Origin of the sequence: Actinokineospora sp. PR83, from assembly GCF_021056305.1 — a bacterium.
Classification (GTDB): Bacteria; Actinomycetota; Actinomycetes; order Mycobacteriales; family Pseudonocardiaceae; genus Actinokineospora; species Actinokineospora spheciospongiae.
Map to the genome: position 1 here is coordinate 1 of NZ_JAJCXD010000079.1, position 18,477 is coordinate 18,477.

Below are 18,477 nucleotides of genomic sequence, written 5' to 3' on the forward strand. Positions count from 1 at the left end.
ACCCCGCCGGCCCGGCCACCCTGCCCCGCCACCCGCCACCCGCCAGCGCAGCCCCCAAGCCCCGGCGACCCAGTGGCCAGCCCCCCGAACCCCACCGGCACGACGGCCAACCACACAGCCGCCAACCGGCGCCCCACCCACCCGCAACCCCACCGCGCGCAGCCGCCGACCACCCCACCAACCGCAAGCCGGGCGGCCCGCCACGCCCAACCCCACCGCGCGCAGCGAAAACCAGCCACCCCCGCAACCGCAGGCCCGGCTACGCAAAGGCCCGGGTGGGTGGATCTGCTTGGGTGGGGGAAGCGATCATGTGCAAGCCTGCCCGGGCAGTGGGGCACTCTTTTCGCCCCACTCGGTCACACCGGGCACATGATCGCTGCAGGGGCCCCGCCCAAGCAGATCCACCCACCCGGGCACGCCCCCAAAAATCCCGGCCCTTGAAACCACGGCCAAGCAGATCACCCCACCCCGGCACCACCACCAAACGACCGGCGCTTCGAGCACGGCCCGCGGAACCACAAGTCACAAGAGAGTCAGTTGATCCTCCCTGACCTCAACACCCCTCCCAACCGCACCAGGCATGCTCCCCTCCGGCCACCGATCCGCCCCACCCCGTTCCAACCGGTGCCGCCGCACCAACGGCCCCACCCGACCGGCGAGCGCCGCCCGATAACTCGAAGCAGCAGTACTCCCCCGCCCGTAAATCCGCCGGTACAACGGGACCAGCAACGGGTGCTCCCGGGCCAACCACCCCGCGAACCACTCCCGAGCCCCCGGCCGCAAGTGCAGCGGCAGCACGGTGACCCCCGTCGCACCGGCCCGAGCGATCTCCCGCAGGAGCGCGTCCAGTTGCTCCACGGAGTCGGTGAGCCCGGGCAGGACCGGCGCCACGAACACCCCGCACGGCAGCCCGGCGTCCGTGATCCGCTTGACCAGGTCCAGCCGGGCCCGCGGCGACGGCGTCCCCGGTTCGAGCGACCGCTGCAGGTCTTCGTCCAGCAGCGCGAGGGAAACCCCCAACCCCACCGGCACGTCCTTCGCCGCAGCCGCCAGCACCGGCAGGTCGCGGGAGAGGAGGGTTCCCTTGGTGAGGATGGAGAACGGTGTCCCGGATTCCCGCAGCGCCCGGATGATCCCGGGCATCAACCCGTACCGCCCCTCCGCCCGCTGGTAGGGATCGGTGTTGGTCCCCATCGCCACGTGCGCGCGGGGCCAGGTCGGGGAGTGGAGTTGCCGGTTGAGCACCTGCGCCGCGTTCAGCTTCACCACGACCTGGGTGTTGAAGTCCTGCCCCGCGTCCATGTCCAGGTAGGTGTGACTACCCCGGGCGAAGCAGTTGTGGCTCACCACCCCGTTGGCGATGAAGTCGGAGGTGCCGGTGGTGATGTCGTACAGCGGCAGGTCGAGGCCGAGCGGTTCGATGGCGACGACGTCCAGGCGGGCGGGGGACTTGATGGCGGCGTTGTCGATGGTGCGCTTGGCGGTGACCGCCGGGTCCGCGGTGTGGAAGAAGCGGAGGTGTTCGGGCAGGCCGCCATCGATGCGGACGCAGCGGCGGGCGTTGGGGAGGCGGCGTTCCTCGACCGCGGCCTGGAAGCCGAAGTGCTCCAGTGCGGACAGGACCGCGGTGAGCGTGGTCTCGCCCAGGTTGGGCAGGCGCAGGATGCGGTGGGCGAAGGTGCCGTCGACGTCGAACACGCCTGCCAGGAGGCCCTTGCGCCACTCGTCGGTGGGGGTGCGGGGCCGGTCGAGCGGGAGGGTGAGGCCGGAGTCGTTGGTGAGGTACTCGGCGACCCTGGCGGCGGCCTGGGCCGGGCGGGGTGGGCCGCCGTCGCCGCGGGCGACACCGGTGAGGTAGCCGCGGCGGTAGTCGAGGGTGTCCTTGGGGGCGGGGGCGAAGTGGCCGGTGCCCATGAGCTTGTTGCCGACCGTGAGGTGCGGGCGGCGGTCGGGGCCGGAGATCCGGCCGGTGACGTGCTTCCAGCCGCGTTCGGTGAGGAACCGGTGGTCGCCGCTGGCGATGAGCTGGGTGCCGTCGGCCAGGGTGACCCGGTAGGCGGGTTTGACCGTGGACCAGTGGTCCTGCACCACCGTGGGCACGTAGTGCCGGTAGCTGCCACGCCGCTCGGTGCCGTAGATCCGGTCGCCGACGCGCAGGTCGGCCAGGGGTCTGGTGGTGCCGTCGGCCATCAGGATCGGGGTGTCGCCGTGCAGGCAGTAGCTGCACGCGTGCGAGCACCCCCGGTAGGGGTTGACCGTCCACTCGAACGGCAGCGGCGAGCCGCCGGGCACCCGGTTGAGCACCGACTTCGCCAGCACCTCGTGGAACACCACCCCGCTGAACTCCGGGGTCCGCACGCTGCGCACCAACCCCGGCAGGCCGGGGAGCGCCTGCTGCCCGTCCCGGTCCGCTCGCTGTCCGTCCCATCGCACGCGCACAGTCGAACACATGTTCGATCATCGCGCAATCGCTGTTTCCCGGGTTGTGGATGATCCGCAGCGGACCCCCTGGCACGCACCGTGAGCAGCGTGTTTCCGACTCCGTGATCACTGGGGCCGGTGTGGCCGGTGGGGGTCTCGGGAGCCCTGGGAACGATCACCGCGCGACCGCCGCGACCGCGACCGCCGGGGCCCGGGCGGCGGTTTCGTAGGCTGCACCCGGTTGCCACTGGAGGAACGGAGTCCGCGGGTGTCGCTCGACCAGGTGCTGGAGCCGCTGCGGGCGACCGCGTTCACCGCGTTCGGGGCGCCGACCTCGTGGGTGGAGGTCGTCGGCTTCGTCACCGGCGCGCTGTGCGTGTGGTTGGTGGCCAGGCAGAACGCGGGGAACTGGCCGATCGGCATCGTCAACAACGTCGCGTTCTTCGCCCTCTTCGCCACCGCGGGCCTCTACGCCGACGCCTGGCTCCAGGTCGTCTACCTCGTCCTCGCGCTCTACGGGTGGTGGGCCTGGCTGCGCGGCGGCACGCGGAACGGGGCGCTCGCCGTGTCGAGGACGACCGCGGCGCAGTGGTGGGCGCTGCTGGCGGTCGGCGTCGTCGCCACGGCGGGCCTGACCTCGATCCTCGGCCACGCCACCGATTCCACCGTGCCCTTCCCGGACGCGGTCACCACCGTGCTGTCGCTGCTGGCGACCTGGGGCCAGGCGCGCAAGAAGGTCGAGTGCTGGTGGCTGTGGATCACCGCCGACGTCGTCTACGTCCCGCTCTACGCCTACAAGGGCCTGTGGCTGACCGCGCTGCTGTACCTGGGGTTCATCGCCCTGTGCGTGCTCGGGCTGCGCTCGTGGCGGGCCGACCTGCGGCGGCCGGTGGTCGCGTGAGGTTCCGGCACGCCCTGGTCCTGGGCAAGTTCTACCCGCCGCACGCCGGCCACCACCACCTCATCCGGACCGCGGCGGCGGCATCGGAGCGCACCACGGTCGCGGTGCTCGGCTCGTCCGCGGAGTCCCTGTCCATCTCCGACCGGGTGCGCTGGCTGGCCGAGGAGCACGCCGCAGACGCGGGGGTGCGGGTGGTCGGCGACCTCGACGACCACCCGGTGGACTACTCCGACGACGCCGTGTGGGACCTGCACGTCGGGGTCACCCGCTCGGTGCTCGCCCGCCGCGCCATCGCCGACGGGGACCCGGCGGGCGCGGCCGTCGACGCGGTGTTCAGCAGCGAGGACTACGGCGTCGAGCTGGCGCGGCGGCTCGACGCCACGCACGTGCCGGTGGACCCGCGGCGGCTGGCGTTCCCCGTCTCCGGCACGGCGGTGCGCGCGGACGTGCGCGGCCAGTGGGCGAACCTGGCCCGGCCCACCCGCGCCGGGCTGGCCACCCGGGTCGTCGTGCTGGGCGCGGAGTCGACCGGGACGACCACCCTGGCCACCGCGCTCGCCGCGCACTACGGCGGCACCGCCGTGCCCGAGTACGGCCGGGAGCACACCGCGGCCAAGCTCGCCGCGAATGCTCCCGTGTGGACAGTCGGCGACTTCGTCGACGTGGCGGTGCGCCAGGGCGCGGACGAGGACGCGGCGGCTCCTGCCGCTCCGGTCCTGGTGTGCGACAACGACCCGTGGGCGGCGACCGTCTGGTGCGAGCGCTACCTGGGCTCCGGGCACCCCGAGGTGGACGCGGCCGTCGGGGACCGCAGGCCCGCGCTGTACCTGCTGACCGACCACGTGGCCGTGGAGTTCGAACAGGACGGCACCCGCGACGGCGAGCACCTGCGGCCGTGGATGACCGCGCGGTTCGTCCGCGGCCTGCGCGGGCGCGGGGTGCCGTGGCTGCTGCTGACCGGCAGCCGCGAGCACCGGCTGCGCCGGGCGGTCCGCGCCTGCGAGGCCGCGGTGGCCGCCCGGTTCACCTTCACCGACCCGCTCTGAGCGGCGTGTGAGGATGTACGGCGTGGATGACGGGGACACCCAGCCGATACCGCGGGTCCGGGCCGAGCGGCCCCGGCGGGACCCGGCGACCCCGCACCGGCGGCAGACCCCCGAACGCCGGGAGACCCCCGGGCGGCGCCCTGGGCCCACGCGGCGCGAGGAACGCGAACGGCGCGAGGAGCACGAGTCACACCGAGAGCGCGAACCACAGGAGCGCGCATGGGACGTGGAACGCGAGCCGCGCGAAGGGGCGGAGCGCGGGCGGCGACCGAAGCCCGCCGCGCGCCCCGCACCGGGCGAGAAGCCCGCCGAACCGCCCGTCGTCACCGGGCACGGCCACGGGCACGGGCACGGACCCGCGCGGCCGGTGTCCGACCGGGTGCGCAGGCTGCTGGTCCTGCTGCTGGCCCCGTTCGCGCTCGCATCGGTGGTCGGCATGGTGGTCCTGTTCCCCACCGGCGACTCCCCCACCGCGGTGAACTCCGCCCTGCAACAGGCGGTCCACGGCGAGGTCACCGGCGCCCAGGCGGGCCCGTGCGGCGCGACCGACTCCGGCGGCGACCAGTGCCTGGTGCTCACCGTGGCGATGTCGGACGGCGCCGCGGCGGGCAGCGACGTGCGCACCGCCCTGCCGCTGGAGCCGAGCACGCCGCGGTTCTCGGTGGGCGACGAGGTCGTGCTGTCCTACTCCGGCGGCGACCCGCTGGCCGGGGAGAGCTACCAGGTGGTCGACTTCCAGCGCGGGGTGCCGCTGGCGGTGCTGGCGGCGCTGTTCGCGCTGGCGGTGCTGGTGCTGGGGCGGTGGCAGGGGTTCAAGGCGCTGGGCGCGCTGGTGCTGAGCTTCGCGGTGCTGCTGCTGTTCGTGCTGCCCGCGATCCTGGCCGGGGAGAGCCCGCTGCTGGTGGCGGTGTTCGGCGCGGGCGTGATCATGTTCGCGGTGCTGTACCTGACCCACGGGCTGTCCGCGCGCACGTCCACGGCGGTGCTGGGGACGATGGTCAGCCTGGCGCTGATCGGGGTGCTGAGCGCGCTGTTCGCCGCGGTGTCGTCGCTGACCGGCCTGGACGAGGACACCTCGGCGCTGGTCGGGTCGCTGGGGCACGGTATCGACACCCGGGGGCTGCTGCTGGCGGGCATCGTGATCGGCGCGCTGGGCGTGCTCGACGACGTGACGGTGACCCAGACCAGCGCGGTGTGGGAGCTGCGGGCGGCCAACCCGGCGCTGGGCTGGCGCGCGCTGTACGCGGCGGGCCTGCGCATCGGCCGCGACCACGTGTCCTCGGCGGTGAACACCCTGGTCATGGCCTACGCGGGGGCGGCGCTGCCGGTGCTGCTGTACTCGTCGATCTCCGGGGTGGGCCTGGGCACGATCCTGCAGTCGCAGTCGATCGCCCAGGAGGTGGTGCGGACCCTGGTGGGCAGCATCGGCCTGGTGGCGGCGGTGCCGGTGACCACGGCGGTGGCGGCGCTGGTGGCGGTGCGCGAACCCGCCGGGGAGCCGGCGTGAGCGCCGGTCGACCCGGGGCGGCGGCTCAGTCCAGGGAGGCGACGAACCGGGTCACGGCCTCCGGCTTGAGCCGCTGGGCCAGCCGACCGGTGGGCGCCACCGAGGCCAGCCGGTAGAGCGGGCGGTCCGGGGCGGGCTCGCCCTTGGCCTCCGCGCGCAACTGGGCGACCAGCAGTTGGGAGAACACCAGGCCCGCGGTGTTCTCGCTGCCCGCGAGGATGTCGGCGAGCCTGCGCAGCACCAGGATGCCCAGCTCGCGGCCACCGGTCCCGGCGTAGACGGCCAGCGACACGTTGACCGTGCGCCTGCCCTCCCCCACCAGCAGGCCCACCGTGCGGGTGCCGCGCATGTCGGTGACGACCAGCTCCAGCCGGTCGGCCCTGCGCAGGTCCACGGAGCGCTGCCCGAAGGTCCTGGCGACGACCGAGTCGCCCTCCAGCCACACCGAGCGCCGGGTGGACCCCCAGAACAGGACGCCGAACAGGACGGCGACGACCCCGGCGGCGATCAGCGCGGGCAGCCTGCCCGCGATCAGGCCGACGACGCCGCCGACGGCCGCGGCGAACACCACCACCACGGCGGCCGCGGCGCAGCCCCGCCTGCGGGTGGCTCCCTCGACCAGGCTCAGCGGGATCCGCTCGGCCATCTCAGATGCCCCGGCCGCGGTGCTTGTGGCCGGACGCCGGGTCGTCGAGGTCGATCATGCCGGTGAGGAACGGGTTGCTCGCCCGCTCCCGGCCGATGGTGGTGGCCCCGCCGTGGCCGGGCAGCACCACCGTCTCGTCGTCGAGGGCGAGCAGCTTGCGCAGCGACTCGGTCATCCTGGCCATGGAACCGCCGGGCAGGTCGGTGCGGCCGATCGACCCGGCGAACAGGGTGTCGCCCGCGAAGAGCAGGTGGTCGCCGTCGGCGGTGTCGTGGCCGAAGACCACCGACCCCTCGGTGTGCCCGGGGGTGTGGCTGACGCCGAACTTCAGGCCCGCGAGGTCCAGCTCGGCGCCGTCGGTCATCTCCCGCACCTCCTTGGGCTCGCGCAGCTCCAGGCCGCCGAAGAAGGCCGCCGACTCGCGGCTGAGCCCGCGCAGCGGGTCGCTGAGCATGTAGCGGTCGGCCGGGTGGATCCAGGCGGGGATGTCGGTGCCGTCGCACACCGGGGCCACGGAGTACACGTGGTCGAGGTGCCCGTGGGTCAGCAGCGCGGCGACCGGGGTCAGCCGGTGCTTGCGCAGCGCCTGGGCCAGCGGCTCCTCGGCGCCCTCGCCCGGGTCGACGATCACGCACTGCTCGCCCTCGCCGGGGGCGATCAGGAAGCAGTTCGCCTGGAACGATCCGGTGGGAAAGCCGACGACCAGCACGGGCACGGACCTCCAAGTCGGCGGGATTCTTCGCTGGTTCTCAGCCTATCGGCCGGGGCCACCACACTGTTCTTACCGGGGTCACCCATAGACTGCGCCACTGCTGGAAGCGACAGGTCAGGGAGGGTGGCAGGTGCCGAGCAACGAGCAGCGCCGGAAAGCGGCCAAGAGCAAGCTGGAACGCCAGCTCGCGAACAGGGCCGAGCGGGCGCGCAAGCGCCGCACCATCGGCCTGATCAGCACCGTCGTCGGCGTGGTCGTCGTGGTGGGCCTGGTCTACTGGCTGGCCAACATCGGCGGCGACACGACCGACACCGCCGCCGAGGAGACCAGCGAGCCGTTGCCCGGCACCGTGAACTGCTCCTACCCCGCCTCGGAGGGCAGGCCCGCGAGCAAGCCCGCGCAGGCCCCGGAGACCGCCAACATCACCACCCAGGGCACCGTCGGCGCCACCCTCAAGCTCAACGGCAAGGACGTCGGCCTGACCCTGGACCGCACCAAGGCGCCGTGCACGGTCAACAGCTTCGTGAGCCTGGCCAAGCAGGGCTACTTCAATGACACCGCCTGCCACCGCCTGGTCACCCAGGGCATCCAGGTGCTCCAGTGCGGCGACCCGTCGGGCACCGGCTCCGGCGGCCCCGGCTACAGCTTCGACGACGAGGTCACCCCCGACCTCAAGTACACCCGCGGCACCCTGGCGATGGCGAACGCGGGCCCGAACACCAACGGCAGCCAGTTCTTCCTGGTCTACGGCGACGCGTCCTCGCTGCCGCCGAGCTACACCGTGTTCGGCACCATCGGCGAGCCCGGCCTCGCGGTGATCGACGAGATCGCCAAGGCGGGCATCAACACCCCCGAGGGCCAGGGCGACGGCAAGCCGAAGAACGAGGTCAAGATCAACGAAGTGGTGATCGCCGAATGAGCAGGCTCCTGATCGGCGCGCTGCTGGCGTGCGCGGCCCTGACCGCGGGCTGTTCCGCGTCCACCTCGGGGTCCGCGGTCGGCTCGGACACCACGACCACGACCTCCTCGCGGACCTCGACCACCACGGCCACCTCGACCTCGGAGACGACGTCGGCGCCGACCGGGGTCAAGTCCTGCACCTACCGCAAGACGGGCACGGCGGCGCCGGGCAAGGACGTCGGCATGCCGCCGGAGACCACCGAGGACAACCAGACCAAGGTGGCGTTCAAGACCAGCCAGGGCGACATCACCGTGGCGCTGACCACGGCGAAGACGCCGTGCACCACGCGCAGCTTCGCGTTCCTCGCCGCGCAGCGCTACTTCGACGCCACCCCGTGCCACCGCCTCACCACCCAGGGCATCGAGGTGTTGCAGTGCGGTGACCCGACCGGCACCGGCACGGGCGGCCCCGGCTACGCGATCCCGGACGAGAACCCGACCGACCTGCCGCAGGGCTCCGGCGCGGGCACGGTCGTCTACCCGCGCGGCACGGTGGCCATGGCCAACGCGGGCCCGAGGACCGGCGGCAGCCAGTTCTTCCTGGTCTACGGCGATTCCACGCTCGCCCCCACCTACGCGGTCATCGGCACCCTGGACGAGGCGAGCCTCGCCGTGGTCGACAAGGTGGCGCAGGGCGGTTCGGACCCGGACGGCGACGGCAAGCCGAAAACCCCGATCGACATCCAGTCCGCCGAGGCCACCTGAGCACCCCGGCCGCGATGACCTACCAGGAACGACGCCCACCCGGCCTGTCCGGGCTGGGCGTCGACTGCGTCTGGTCCCGATCCGGCGCCACCGCCGCCGTCCGCGTCCTGCCCGACGCCTGCGCCGACGTGATCTGGCACCGCGAGTCCGGCGCGCTGTGGGTCGCCGGACCCGACACCGCGGCCCAGCTCAGCGCCCCGGTCGCGGGCACCCTCGTCGGCATCCGCTTCCCCAGCGCGGCCCGCCCGCTCGGCGTCCCCGCCGCGGACCTGCGCGACGCCCGGGTGGCGCTGGCCGACCTGTGGCCGACCCGCCGCGCCGCCGACCTCGCCGACCGGCTGGCCGAAACACCGGACACCGCCACGGCGCAGCGCGTCCTGGTCTCGGCGCTGGCCGCCGAACCCGATCCGCTGGCCGCCGCGCTGCGCGCCATGGCCGAGCGCACCGGCAGCGTGGCCGAGATGGCCGACCGGCTCGGCTACAGCCCCCGCCAGCTCCGCAGGCACGCGCACACCGCCTTCGGCTACGGCCCCAAGGTGCTGCACCGCGTGCTCCGCTTCACCAGGGCCGTCTCCCTGGCCCGCGCGGGGACCCCGTTCGCCGACGTCGCCCACGCGGGCGGCTTCACCGACCAGGCCCACCTGGCCAACGAGGTCCGCGACCTCGCGGGCACCACGCTGGGCGACCTGGTCGGACCGGACCGTCCTCAGTAGACCTCCGACTCCCAGCGGCCGAAGTCGCGCAGCAGCACCAGGTTCTCCACCGTCGCCACCCCCGCCCACTCGAACTCGGTCACCGGAGCCCACGCGGGCCACCGGACCCGCCAGCCGCCGTCCTCGCCCTGGGCGTCGACCACGGAGTCCAGGCTGGACTCGAACTCCTCGTCGGTGAACCAGGCCCTGGCCAGGCTGGACGGTGTGGGCGCGTAGTCGTGCGGGTCCTGGAGTTCCCCGGCGGCGTACCCGGGCGGGGTCACCCCACCGGAGCCCAGGCGCACGTACCCGGCTCCGCGCACCAAGGCGCCGATCCGCTCCGCCGCCGCGGCGGCGCGGGCGCGGTCCGGGGCCCGGTCCAAGAACCGGACGACCCCCATCGCCTCGTACGGGTGCGTTTCGGTGATCGCGTCCACGCGCGACCAGCAGAACTCCGCCGCCCGGTCGACCCACGGGTGCACCACACCGGCCCGCCACAGCGCCGCCACCAGGTTCGCCGTCGTGAGCAACTCGCCCTCGTACCGGTCCGCGACCTGCCACCACGGCGCCCGGGGGAACTCCGCCGCGTTGGGGTGCACGAACGGCAGCCCGCCGTCGGGCGCCGTCACCGATTCCAGGTACTCGACCACCCCGTCCGGCGCGGCACCCGCCTCGAACAGCACGTGCAGCGCCGACAACGTCGTGATCGGCTGGCTGCCCGGCCCCCGACCGTCCGGTTCCAGCGCGTTGCCGTAACCGCCGTCGGCGTTGCGGTAGGCGGCCAGCGCCCCCAGCACGGCGGCGGCCGAACCGGACCGGAACAGGTACTCGAACCGCCGCCGCTCCAACAGCCGCGCCGTGCGGTACACGAACGTCTCGGCGCGCGCCGCGGCCTCAGCACTCAGCATCTTCACGCGACCGAACCTAACCGCCGCGCGCGGACCCCGTCTTGGCGAAAACGGTCAGGACGCCGACGTCACCCGGTACACGTCGTACACGCCCTCCACGCTGCGCACGACCTTGAGCACGTGCCCCAGGTGCTTGGGGTCGCCCATCTCGAACGAGAAGCGGCTCACCGCCACCCGGTCCCGCGAGGTGGTCACCGACGCGGACAGGATGTTGACCTTCTCGTCGGCCAGCACCTTGGTCACGTCCGACAGCAGCCGGTGCCGGTCGAGGGCCTCCACCTGGATGGCGACCAGGAACACCGACGACTCCGACGGGGCCCACTCCACCTCCAGCAACCGCTCCGGGGTGCCCAGCAGGTCGTCGGCGTTGGTGCAGTCGGTGCGGTGCACGCTGACCCCGCCGCCCCTGGTCACGAACCCCAGGATGTCGTCGCCGGGGACCGGGGTGCAGCAGCGGGCCAGCTTGACCCACACGTCCGAGGCGTCCTTGACGATCACGCCCGCGTCGCCGGAGGCCCGGCGGCGGGTGATGGTGGACGGCGTGGACCGCTCGGCCAACTCCTCCTCGGCGTGGTCGACCCCGCCGAGCAGGGCCACCAGCCGCTGCACCACGTGCCGGGCGGAGGTGTGCCCCTCCCCCACCGCCGCGTACAGCGAGCTGACCTCCGGGTAGCGCAGCTCGCGGGCCAGCGCGGTCACCGAGTCCGCCGACACCAGCCGCTGCATGGGCAGGCCGACCCGGCGCACCTCCTTGGTGATCGCGTCCTTGCCCGCCTCGATCGCCTCTTCCTTGCGCTCCTTGGCGAACCACTGCTTGATCTTGGCGCGGGCGCGCGGTGAGGCGGCGAAGGCCAGCCAGTCGCGGCTGGGCCCGGCGCCCTCGGCCTTCGAGGTGAAGATCTCGACGACCTCACCGTTCTCCAGCTTGCGCTCCAGCGCCACCAGGCGGCCGTTGACCCTGGCGCCGATGCAGCGGTGCCCGACCTCGGTGTGCACCGCGTAGGCGAAGTCCACCGGCGTCGACCCGGCGGGCAGCGTCTCCACGTCGCCCTTCGGGGTGAACACGAAGATCTCGCGGGTGGCCAGGTCGTAGCGCAGCGACTCCAGGAACTCACCCGGGTCCGCGGCCTCCCGCTGCCAGTCCAGGAGCTGGCGCATCCAGGCCATCTCGTCGACCTCGACCCCGGCGTGCGAGCCCTTGGTCTCCTTGTACCGCCAGTGCGCGGCGATGCCGTACTCGGCGGTGCGGTGCATCTCGTGCGTGCGGATCTGCACCTCAAGCGGTTTGCCGTCCGGGCCGATCACCGTGGTGTGCAGCGACTGGTAGACGCCGAAGCGGGGCTGGGCGATGTAGTCCTTGAACCGGCCGGGCATCGGCTGCCACAGCGCGTGCACCACGCCCATCGCGGCGTAGCAGTCGCGCACGTCGTCGACCAGGATGCGCACGCCGACCAGGTCGTGGATGTCGTCGAAGTCGCGGCCGCGGACGATCATCTTCTGGTGGATCGAGTAGTAGTGCTTGGGCCTGCCCTCGACCCGCGCGTCGATCCGCGAGACCTCCAGGTTGGTGCCCAGCTCGCCGACGACCTTCTGCAGGTACGTGTCGCGGGAGGGCGCCCGGTTGGCCACCAGCCGCACGATCTCGTCGTACTTCTTCGGTTGCAGGATGGCGAACGCCAGGTCCTCCAGCTCCCACTTCACCGTGGCCATGCCCAGGCGGTGGGCCAGCGGGGCCAGCACCTCCAGCGTCTCGCGGGCCTTCTTGGCCTGCTTCTCCGGCGGCAGGAAGCGCATGGTGCGCATGTTATGCAGCCGGTCGGCGAGCTTGATCACCAGCACCCGGGGGTCGCGGGCCATGGCGATGACCATCTTGCGGATGGTCTCGGCCTCCGCCGCGGTCCCGAGCTGCACCTTGTCCAGCTTGGTGACGCCGTCGACCAGGTGCGCGACCTCGTCGCCGAAGTCGTCGGTGAGGCCCTCGATGGAGTACTCGGTGTCCTCGACGGTGTCGTGCAGCAGCGCCGCGACCAGCGTCGTGGTGTCCATGCCCAGCTCGGCGAGGATCGTGGCGACCGCGAGCGGGTGGGTGATGTAGGGGTCGCCGGACTTGCGCCGCTGGCTGCGGTGCATCTCCTCGGCGATGTCGTAGGCGCGCTGCAGCAGGGCCAGGTCGGCCTTGGGGTGCAGTTCGCGGTGCACGGCGGCCAGCGGTTCGAGGACCTGCTTGACCACGGTCGGCCGCTGGGCGGTGATCCGCCTGGCCAGCCTGGCCCGGACGCGCCGGGTGGCCGAGGGCTGCCTGCCCGCCGGGGTGGACGCCGCCTCGGCACCCACCTGCCCGGCGAGACCTGTCTCCACGTCGTGGGTCAAACCGGCTCCCGGCCACTCTCGGGTGTCCGGGTCACGGGTGTGGCCCGGGTACCGAGAATAACTCCGCCGGGGCCCGGTTCGCGGCATCGGGGGGATGAACTGCCCACATGGGACGACGAACTGCCCACCGGGGGCAAGCGCGTCCCCGGCGGGCGACCGCCCGGCGACGGCTGGCCGGTTCCGGCGATTTCGCCCGTCCAGGAGCGAAACCGGGACGGCGGGTGGGCGGTCCTGCTCAGACCGTGAGCAGTGCGGTGACCGGGACGCCACCGGGCAACCGGGACCGACCGTTCAGACCGGCCAGCTCGATGACCACCGCGACGGCGTCGGTGTGCGCGCCCGCGCGGGCCACCAGCCCGGCTGTGGCCTCGACCGTGCCGCCGGTGGCGAGCACGTCGTCGACGACGACCACCCGGGCACCGGGGGCCAGCGTGTCCGCGGGCAGCTCCAGGGTGGCCGTGCCGTACTCCAGGGCGTACGTGACCCGGTCGGCGACCGCGGGCAGCTTGCCCGGCTTGCGCACCGCCACCAGCCCCAGGCCCGCGGTCACGGCCATGGCCGCGCCGAAGAGGAACCCGCGCGCCTCGATGGCCACGACGGTGTCGATCCCCGGGGGCAGCGCGGCCACCATGGCGTCGGTCACCGCGCGGAACGCGGCGGCGTCGGCCAGCACTGGGCTCAGGTCGCGGAACAGGACGCCCGGTTCCGGGAAGTCGGGGACCTCCCGGACGAGACCGAGCGCCCTGTCCAGATTCACGTTCGCCACCGGTCAGCGGCGCTTCTTGCCGGTGGGCCGGGCGGCGGCGGTGCGGCGGGCGTCGGACGCCTTCGGGATGCGGCCGGGCACACCACCCGCGTACGCCTTCTCCCTGCGCGCCTCGGCGCCCTCGTCCTCCGGCGCGTCCTCGCCATCGGCACCGGCTTCGCCGCGCTTGGCCAGGGCGGCCCGGCGCTGCTCGACCTTGCGGGCCTGCTGCCGGAACTTCGGCTCGGTCATCTTCAGGTCCACCAGGATCGGGGTGGCCAGGAAGATCGAGGACAGCACACCGGCCAGCATGCCGGTGAGCTGCACCAGCGCCAGGTCCTCCAGGGTGCCGACGCCGAGCAGCCCGACGCCGACGACCAGCAGGCCGACCACCGGCAGCAGCGCGATCAGCGAGGTGTTGATCGAGCGCATCAGGGTCTGGTTGAGCGCGAGGTTCGCCGCCTCGGGGTAGCTGCGCCTGGTCAGGCCGAGCAGGCCCCGGGTGTTCTCCTTGACCTTGTCGAACACCACGACGGTGTCGTACAGGGAGAACCCGAGGATCGTCAGCAGACCGATGACGGTCGCCGGGGTGACCTCGAAGCCGACGATCGAGTAGACGCCCGCGGTGATCACGATGTCGTGCACGAGCGCGGCCAGCGCGGCCACGGCCATCCACTTCTCGAAGTACAGCGCCAGGAAGATCGTCACCAGCACCAGGAAGACGCCGAGGGCGATCAGCGCCTGCCGCGAGATCTCCCCGCCCCAGGTGCCCGAGACCGCCGAGTCGCTGACCTGGCCGATCCCGGTCCCGCCGTCGGCTGCCTTCGGCTTGAGGTCGTTGGCCAGACCGGCCTTGACCCGCGCCACCTCGTCGTTGCTCAGCGTGTCGGACCGGACCTGGATGGTGGCGTTGGCCCCGGTGCCGACCACCTGGACCGACGCGGCCTCCTTGTTGCTCGCCTTGGTGAAGGAGTCCTGCACCTGCTCGACCGTGATGGTCTGGTTGGTCTCGTTCTGCGCGGGCAGCGACAGCCGGGTGCCGCCCTCGAAGTCGATGCCGAGGTTGAAGCCGCGGAAGACCATCGAGGCGATGCAGATCAGCATCAGCGCGCCGAAGAGCACGTACCAGCGCCTGCGGGTGCCGACGATGTCGAACGCGCCGTTGCCGACGTGCATCCGCTCGAAGATGCTCGGCTGCTTGCGCCCGGGGGCCTTCGCCGGGCCGGTGCCAGTGGGAGTCGACACGTCACACTTCCTTCGCGGCGGCGGGGCCCGCGGTCCGCGCTGCCCGCGCGGAGGCGGCGGTCCGCTGGACCGAGCCGAGGCCGGAGAGCTTCGAGTTGGACAGGGTCTTGGACTTCGAGGCGAGCACGACCAGCGGGTGCGTCACCAGGAACACGACCACCAGGTCCAGCACGGTGGACATGCCCAGGGTGAACGCGAAGCCCTTCACCTGGCCGACGGCGAGCACGTAGAGCACCGCGGAGGCCAGGAAGCTGATCGCGTCGGCGGAGAGGATCGTGCGCCGGGAGCGGATCCAGGCGCGCGGCACCGCGGAGCGGAACGTGCGGCCCTCGCGGACCTCGTCCTTCAACCGCTCGAAGAAGATGACGAAGGAGTCCGCGGTGATGCCGATGGCGATGATGAACCCGGCGATGCCCGCGAGGTCGAGGGTGAACCCGATCCACCGCCCGAGCAGCACCAGCACCGCGTAGACCACGCCCGCGGACAGCACCAGCGACAGGATCGTCAGCACGCCGAGCAGCCGGTAGTAGAGCAGGCAGTAGATGAACACCAGGGCCAGGCCGATGCCACCGGCGATCAGGCCCGCCTCCAGGGAGGCCAGGCCCAGCGTCGCGGACACCGTCTCGGCCTCGGAGGGGTCGAACGACAGCGGCAGCGAGCCGTACTTGAGCACGTTGGCGAGCCGGGTGGCCTCGGACTGGGTGAACCCGCCCTGCCCGCCGGTGATGGTGGTGTCGCCCGCGATGGCGCCCTGGATGGTCGGGGCGGACACGACCTGGGTGTCGAGCACGAACGCGGCGCGCTGCTGGATGTGCGAGGCGGTGTACTTCGCCCAGGTGTCCGAGCCGCCGGGCTTGAAGCTCACCGTCACCAGGTAACCGGCGCCCTGCGGGTCCAGGCCCGCGGAGGCGTTGCTGATCTCGGTGCCCTCCAGGAACGACGGGCCGAGGACGAACTTCTCCGCGCCGTCCTGGTCGCAGGCGACCAGCGGCAGCTTCGGGTCGTCGTTGCCGACCAACGGGTCGATCTGGCCGGGGGCGCAGTCGAGCACGCCCACCACGGCGGCCTGGAGGTTCTGGTCGGCCGGGACGGTCGCGCCGCTCGCGTCGGTGCTCTCACCCAGGCGCGGGTCCTGCCTGCACTTCTTGCCCTCGGTGATCAGGTTCCCCTCTTCCTCGGCGGAGAGGGGGGTGGCGGGGTTCGCGTTCTTCGCCGCCAGCTTCACGTACGCCTTGCACGTCTCCGGGGCGGCGGCGACCCGCGGGTCCTCGGTGGGCGCGGGGGCCGGGGTCGACGGCGGCGTGGTGGGCTGCTCCTGGGCCAGGCGGGGCGCCGGGCGGCCCTGCGGGGCGGCCGGGGTCGAGGCCTGGCCCGCGGCGGGGGCACCGGAGGACGGTGCGGCGCCACTGGTCGGCGCGGCGCCACTGGTGGCGGGCGGGGGCGCCTGCGGCCGCTGCTGGGTGGGCTGGCTCGCCGCGGCGTTGAGGACCGGGCGGAACCGTAGCTGCGCGGTCTGCCCGAGGTCCTTGGCCCGGTCGCCGTTCGCACCGGGGACGGTGATCACCAGGGTGTCGCCGTCCAGGACGACCTCGGCGCCGCTGACACCGGTGCTGTTCACCCGGGTCTCGATCAGCTCGCGGGACAGGTCGAGCGATTCCTTCGACGGCGGTGCGCCGCTCTCCGTCCGGGCGGTGAGGCTGACCCGGGTCCCCCCCTGCAGGTCGATGCCCAGCTTGGGCTTCGCCTGGTGGTCGCCGGTCGCGAAGACCAGGGCGTAGAGGACGGCGACGACTGCTACGAAGAGCGCCAGATAGCGCCCTGGGCGGATCTGCCCAACCGGTGGTGCCACGGTCGGTCCGTCTCCTCGGCTCGCTCGTGTGCGCACGCCCGGGGGCCTGCGCGCCGCGATGGTGTGGTCATGACGCTGCGCCCACACCCTGATGACACATGTGGGTGAGGGCGCAGCGTACCTGGTGCGAAGTCAACCCGGTGTAGCCCGGGTCACGGTGTCCCCCGGCGCGGGGGACGAGGTGAACCGGTGCCTACTTCTTGCCGTGGTCCAGCGGCGGCGCGACGTCGGCGCGCACCTCGTCGTCGTCGTGGATGGCCTCGTGGTCACCCGCGGTGAGGTCGTCATCCTCGTCGAGCACGTCCGGGCCGACCTTCTCGCGGACCGCCTGGCGCAGCCAGGTGGTCTCGTAGCCCGGGGCGATCTCGATGCCGATGGTGGCGTCGTCGGAGACGTCGGAGACGGTGCCGTAGAGCCCGGAGGTGGTCATCACCCGGTCGCCGACCGCGAGGGAGTTCTGCAGGCTCTGCTGCTCAGCCGCCATCTTCTTCTGCTTGCGGGAGCCGAGGATGAGCGGGATGGCCAGCACGGCGACGAGGAGCAGGGGCAGGAGCGCTGAGTTCATTTCTCTCCGTTCGGGAACCGTTCCCGATGCGGGAAAAGTCCGATTGTTCGGGTTGTGCACCCGAGTCTGCCAGGTCACGGCGCCCCGGTGGCCGCCGTGTGTCAGCAGTGCGCGAGGGTCACTCGTCGAACAGGGTAGGCGCAGTCCAGCCCGGCGCGTCCGCTGGGGCGGTGAGCCCCAGGTGGGACCACGCGAGCGCGGTGGCCACCCGACCGCGCGGCGTGCGCGCCAGCATCCCGGCGCGCACGAGGTACGGCTCGCACACCTCCTCCACCGTAGTCGGCTCCTCGCCGACCGCCACCGCCAGCGTGGCGACCCCGACCGGTCCGCCGCCGAAGGAGCGGACCAGCGCGGTCAGCACGGCCCGGTCGAGGCGGTCGAGGCCCAGTTCGTCGACGTCGTAGACGGCCAGCGCGGCCTGGGCGACGGCCAGGTCGACCCGGCCGTCGGCGCGGACCTCGGCGTAGTCGCGGACCCGGCGCAGCAGCCGGTTGGCGATGCGCGGCGTGCCCCGCGACCGGCTCGCGATCTCGGCGGCGCCGTCGTCGCGCAGCTCGATGCCCAGGATGCGCGCGGAGCGGCGCAGCACCTGCTCCAGCTCCTCGGGCGTGTAGAACTCCATGTGCGCGGTGAAGCCGAAGCGGTCGCGCAGCGGCCCGGTCAGCGTCCCGGACCGGGTGGTGGCCCCGACCAGGGTGAACGGGGCGATCTCCAGCGGGATGCTGGTGGCGCCGGGGCCCTTGCCGACGACCACGTCGACCCGGAAGTCCTCCATCGCCAGGTACAGCATCTCCTCGGCCGGGCGGGCGATGCGGTGGATCTCGTCGATGAACATGACCTCGCCCTCGGCGAGGTTGGACAGCATCGCGGCCAGGTCGCCCGCGCGCTCCAAGGCCGGGCCGGAGGTGATCCGGATCGGCCTGCCCAGCTCGGCGGCGATGATCATGGCGAGGCTGGTCTTGCCCAGCCCGGGCGGCCCGGACAGCAGCACGTGGTCGGGTGGGGCGCCGCGCCGGGTCGCCCCTTGCAGCACCAGTTGCAGTTGCTCGCGGACCCGGGGCTGGCCGACGAACTCGTCGAGGTGGCGCGGGCGCAGGGTCGACTCGTCGTCGCGCTCGGTGGGCTCGGCCAGCGGGGAGAGCTGGGTCTCCGCCCACTCCCCCGCCACGTCCTCGGGCAGGCCACCAGCCATGTCGCTGTCCATG

At 72.9% G+C, this 18,477-nt stretch carries 16 protein-coding genes; 6 read left to right on the plus strand and 10 right to left on the minus strand.

Annotated features, from left to right (window positions below):
* Positions 1-522: 522 nt before the first annotated feature.
* A complete protein-coding gene (locus L6E12_RS25750; RefSeq protein ID WP_236230505.1) occupies positions 523-2,433 on the minus strand; it encodes an intein-containing Rv2578c family radical SAM protein in 1,911 nt (636 codons plus the stop codon).
* Positions 2,434-2,689: 256 nt separating this feature from the next.
* On the opposite strand from L6E12_RS25750, the gene pnuC reads away from it, so the two are divergent.
* From pnuC to L6E12_RS35160, 3 genes are read left to right on the plus strand one after another with little or no spacing between them, the layout of a single operon-like run.
* Positions 2,690-3,322, plus strand: a complete 633-nt coding sequence (gene pnuC / locus L6E12_RS25755; RefSeq protein ID WP_236230506.1) for a nicotinamide riboside transporter PnuC — start codon at positions 2,690-2,692, stop codon at positions 3,320-3,322.
* Positions 3,319-4,368 carry an AAA family ATPase gene (locus tag L6E12_RS35535; protein WP_236230507.1) on the plus strand — a complete coding sequence of 350 codons (1,050 nt, stop codon included), beginning with the start codon at positions 3,319-3,321 and terminating at the stop codon, positions 4,366-4,368. The genes pnuC and L6E12_RS35535 overlap by 4 nt, the downstream gene beginning before the upstream one ends.
* 13 nt (positions 4,369-4,381) lie before the next feature.
* The gene (locus tag L6E12_RS35160; RefSeq protein ID WP_374201948.1) at positions 4,382-5,875 is read left to right on the plus strand and encodes a YibE/F family protein; all 1,494 of its coding nucleotides are present in this window, start codon (positions 4,382-4,384) and stop codon (positions 5,873-5,875) included.
* Positions 5,876-5,900: 25 nt separating this feature from the next.
* Here L6E12_RS35160 and L6E12_RS25770 read toward each other — a convergent pair whose 3' ends face one another.
* On the minus strand, positions 5,901-6,521 hold the full coding sequence (locus tag L6E12_RS25770; protein WP_236230509.1) for a hypothetical protein: 621 nt from the start codon (positions 6,519-6,521) through the stop codon (positions 5,901-5,903).
* Position 6,522: 1 nt separating this feature from the next.
* On the minus strand, positions 6,523-7,230 hold the full coding sequence (locus L6E12_RS25775; protein WP_035290850.1) for an MBL fold metallo-hydrolase: 708 nt from the start codon (positions 7,228-7,230) through the stop codon (positions 6,523-6,525).
* 133 nt (positions 7,231-7,363) lie between these two features.
* Here L6E12_RS25775 and L6E12_RS25780 point away from each other — a divergent pair, with 133 nt between their 5' ends.
* From L6E12_RS25780 to L6E12_RS25790, 3 genes are read left to right on the plus strand one after another with little or no spacing between them, the layout of a single operon-like run.
* On the plus strand, positions 7,364-8,152 hold the full coding sequence (locus L6E12_RS25780) for a peptidylprolyl isomerase (RefSeq protein ID WP_236230510.1): 789 nt from the start codon (positions 7,364-7,366) through the stop codon (positions 8,150-8,152).
* Positions 8,149-8,898, plus strand: coding sequence for a peptidylprolyl isomerase (locus L6E12_RS25785; protein WP_236230511.1), 750 nt, complete (start codon positions 8,149-8,151; stop codon positions 8,896-8,898). Before L6E12_RS25780 ends, L6E12_RS25785 begins: the two co-directional genes overlap by 4 nt.
* Positions 8,899-8,912: 14 nt before the next feature.
* Positions 8,913-9,611 (plus strand): AraC family transcriptional regulator, encoded by a 699-nt coding sequence (locus tag L6E12_RS25790; RefSeq protein ID WP_236230512.1) that lies wholly within the window; start codon positions 8,913-8,915, stop codon positions 9,609-9,611.
* On the opposite strand, the gene L6E12_RS25795 is transcribed toward L6E12_RS25790, so the two are convergent.
* From L6E12_RS25795 to ruvB, 7 genes are all read right to left on the minus strand, one after another.
* Positions 9,605-10,498: a hypothetical protein gene (locus tag L6E12_RS25795; protein WP_236230636.1), complete on the minus strand. Its 894-nt coding sequence runs from the start codon at positions 10,496-10,498 to the stop codon at positions 9,605-9,607. The genes L6E12_RS25790 and L6E12_RS25795 overlap by 7 nt on opposite strands.
* 54 nt (positions 10,499-10,552) lie before the next feature.
* Positions 10,553-12,856, minus strand: a complete 2,304-nt coding sequence (locus L6E12_RS25800) for a bifunctional (p)ppGpp synthetase/guanosine-3',5'-bis(diphosphate) 3'-pyrophosphohydrolase (RefSeq protein ID WP_374201950.1) — start codon at positions 12,854-12,856, stop codon at positions 10,553-10,555.
* A gap of 247 nt (positions 12,857-13,103) precedes the next feature.
* Positions 13,104-13,625: an adenine phosphoribosyltransferase gene (locus tag L6E12_RS25805; protein WP_236230638.1), complete on the minus strand. Its 522-nt coding sequence runs from the start codon at positions 13,623-13,625 to the stop codon at positions 13,104-13,106.
* Positions 13,626-13,637: 12 nt separating this feature from the next.
* Positions 13,638-14,789, minus strand: a complete 1,152-nt coding sequence (gene secF / locus L6E12_RS25810) for a protein translocase subunit SecF (RefSeq protein WP_236230639.1) — start codon at positions 14,787-14,789, stop codon at positions 13,638-13,640.
* A gap of 70 nt (positions 14,790-14,859) precedes the next feature.
* Positions 14,860-16,707, minus strand: a complete 1,848-nt coding sequence (gene secD / locus L6E12_RS25815; protein WP_236230513.1) for a protein translocase subunit SecD — start codon at positions 16,705-16,707, stop codon at positions 14,860-14,862.
* Positions 16,708-16,900: 193 nt separating this feature from the next.
* On the minus strand, positions 16,901-17,272 hold the full coding sequence (gene yajC, locus L6E12_RS25820) for a preprotein translocase subunit YajC (RefSeq protein WP_236230514.1): 372 nt from the start codon (positions 17,270-17,272) through the stop codon (positions 16,901-16,903).
* Between the two features lie 118 nt (positions 17,273-17,390).
* The gene (gene ruvB, locus L6E12_RS25825) at positions 17,391-18,464 is read right to left on the minus strand and encodes a Holliday junction branch migration DNA helicase RuvB (RefSeq protein ID WP_236230640.1); all 1,074 of its coding nucleotides are present in this window, start codon (positions 18,462-18,464) and stop codon (positions 17,391-17,393) included.
* Positions 18,465-18,477: the final 13 nt, after the last annotated feature.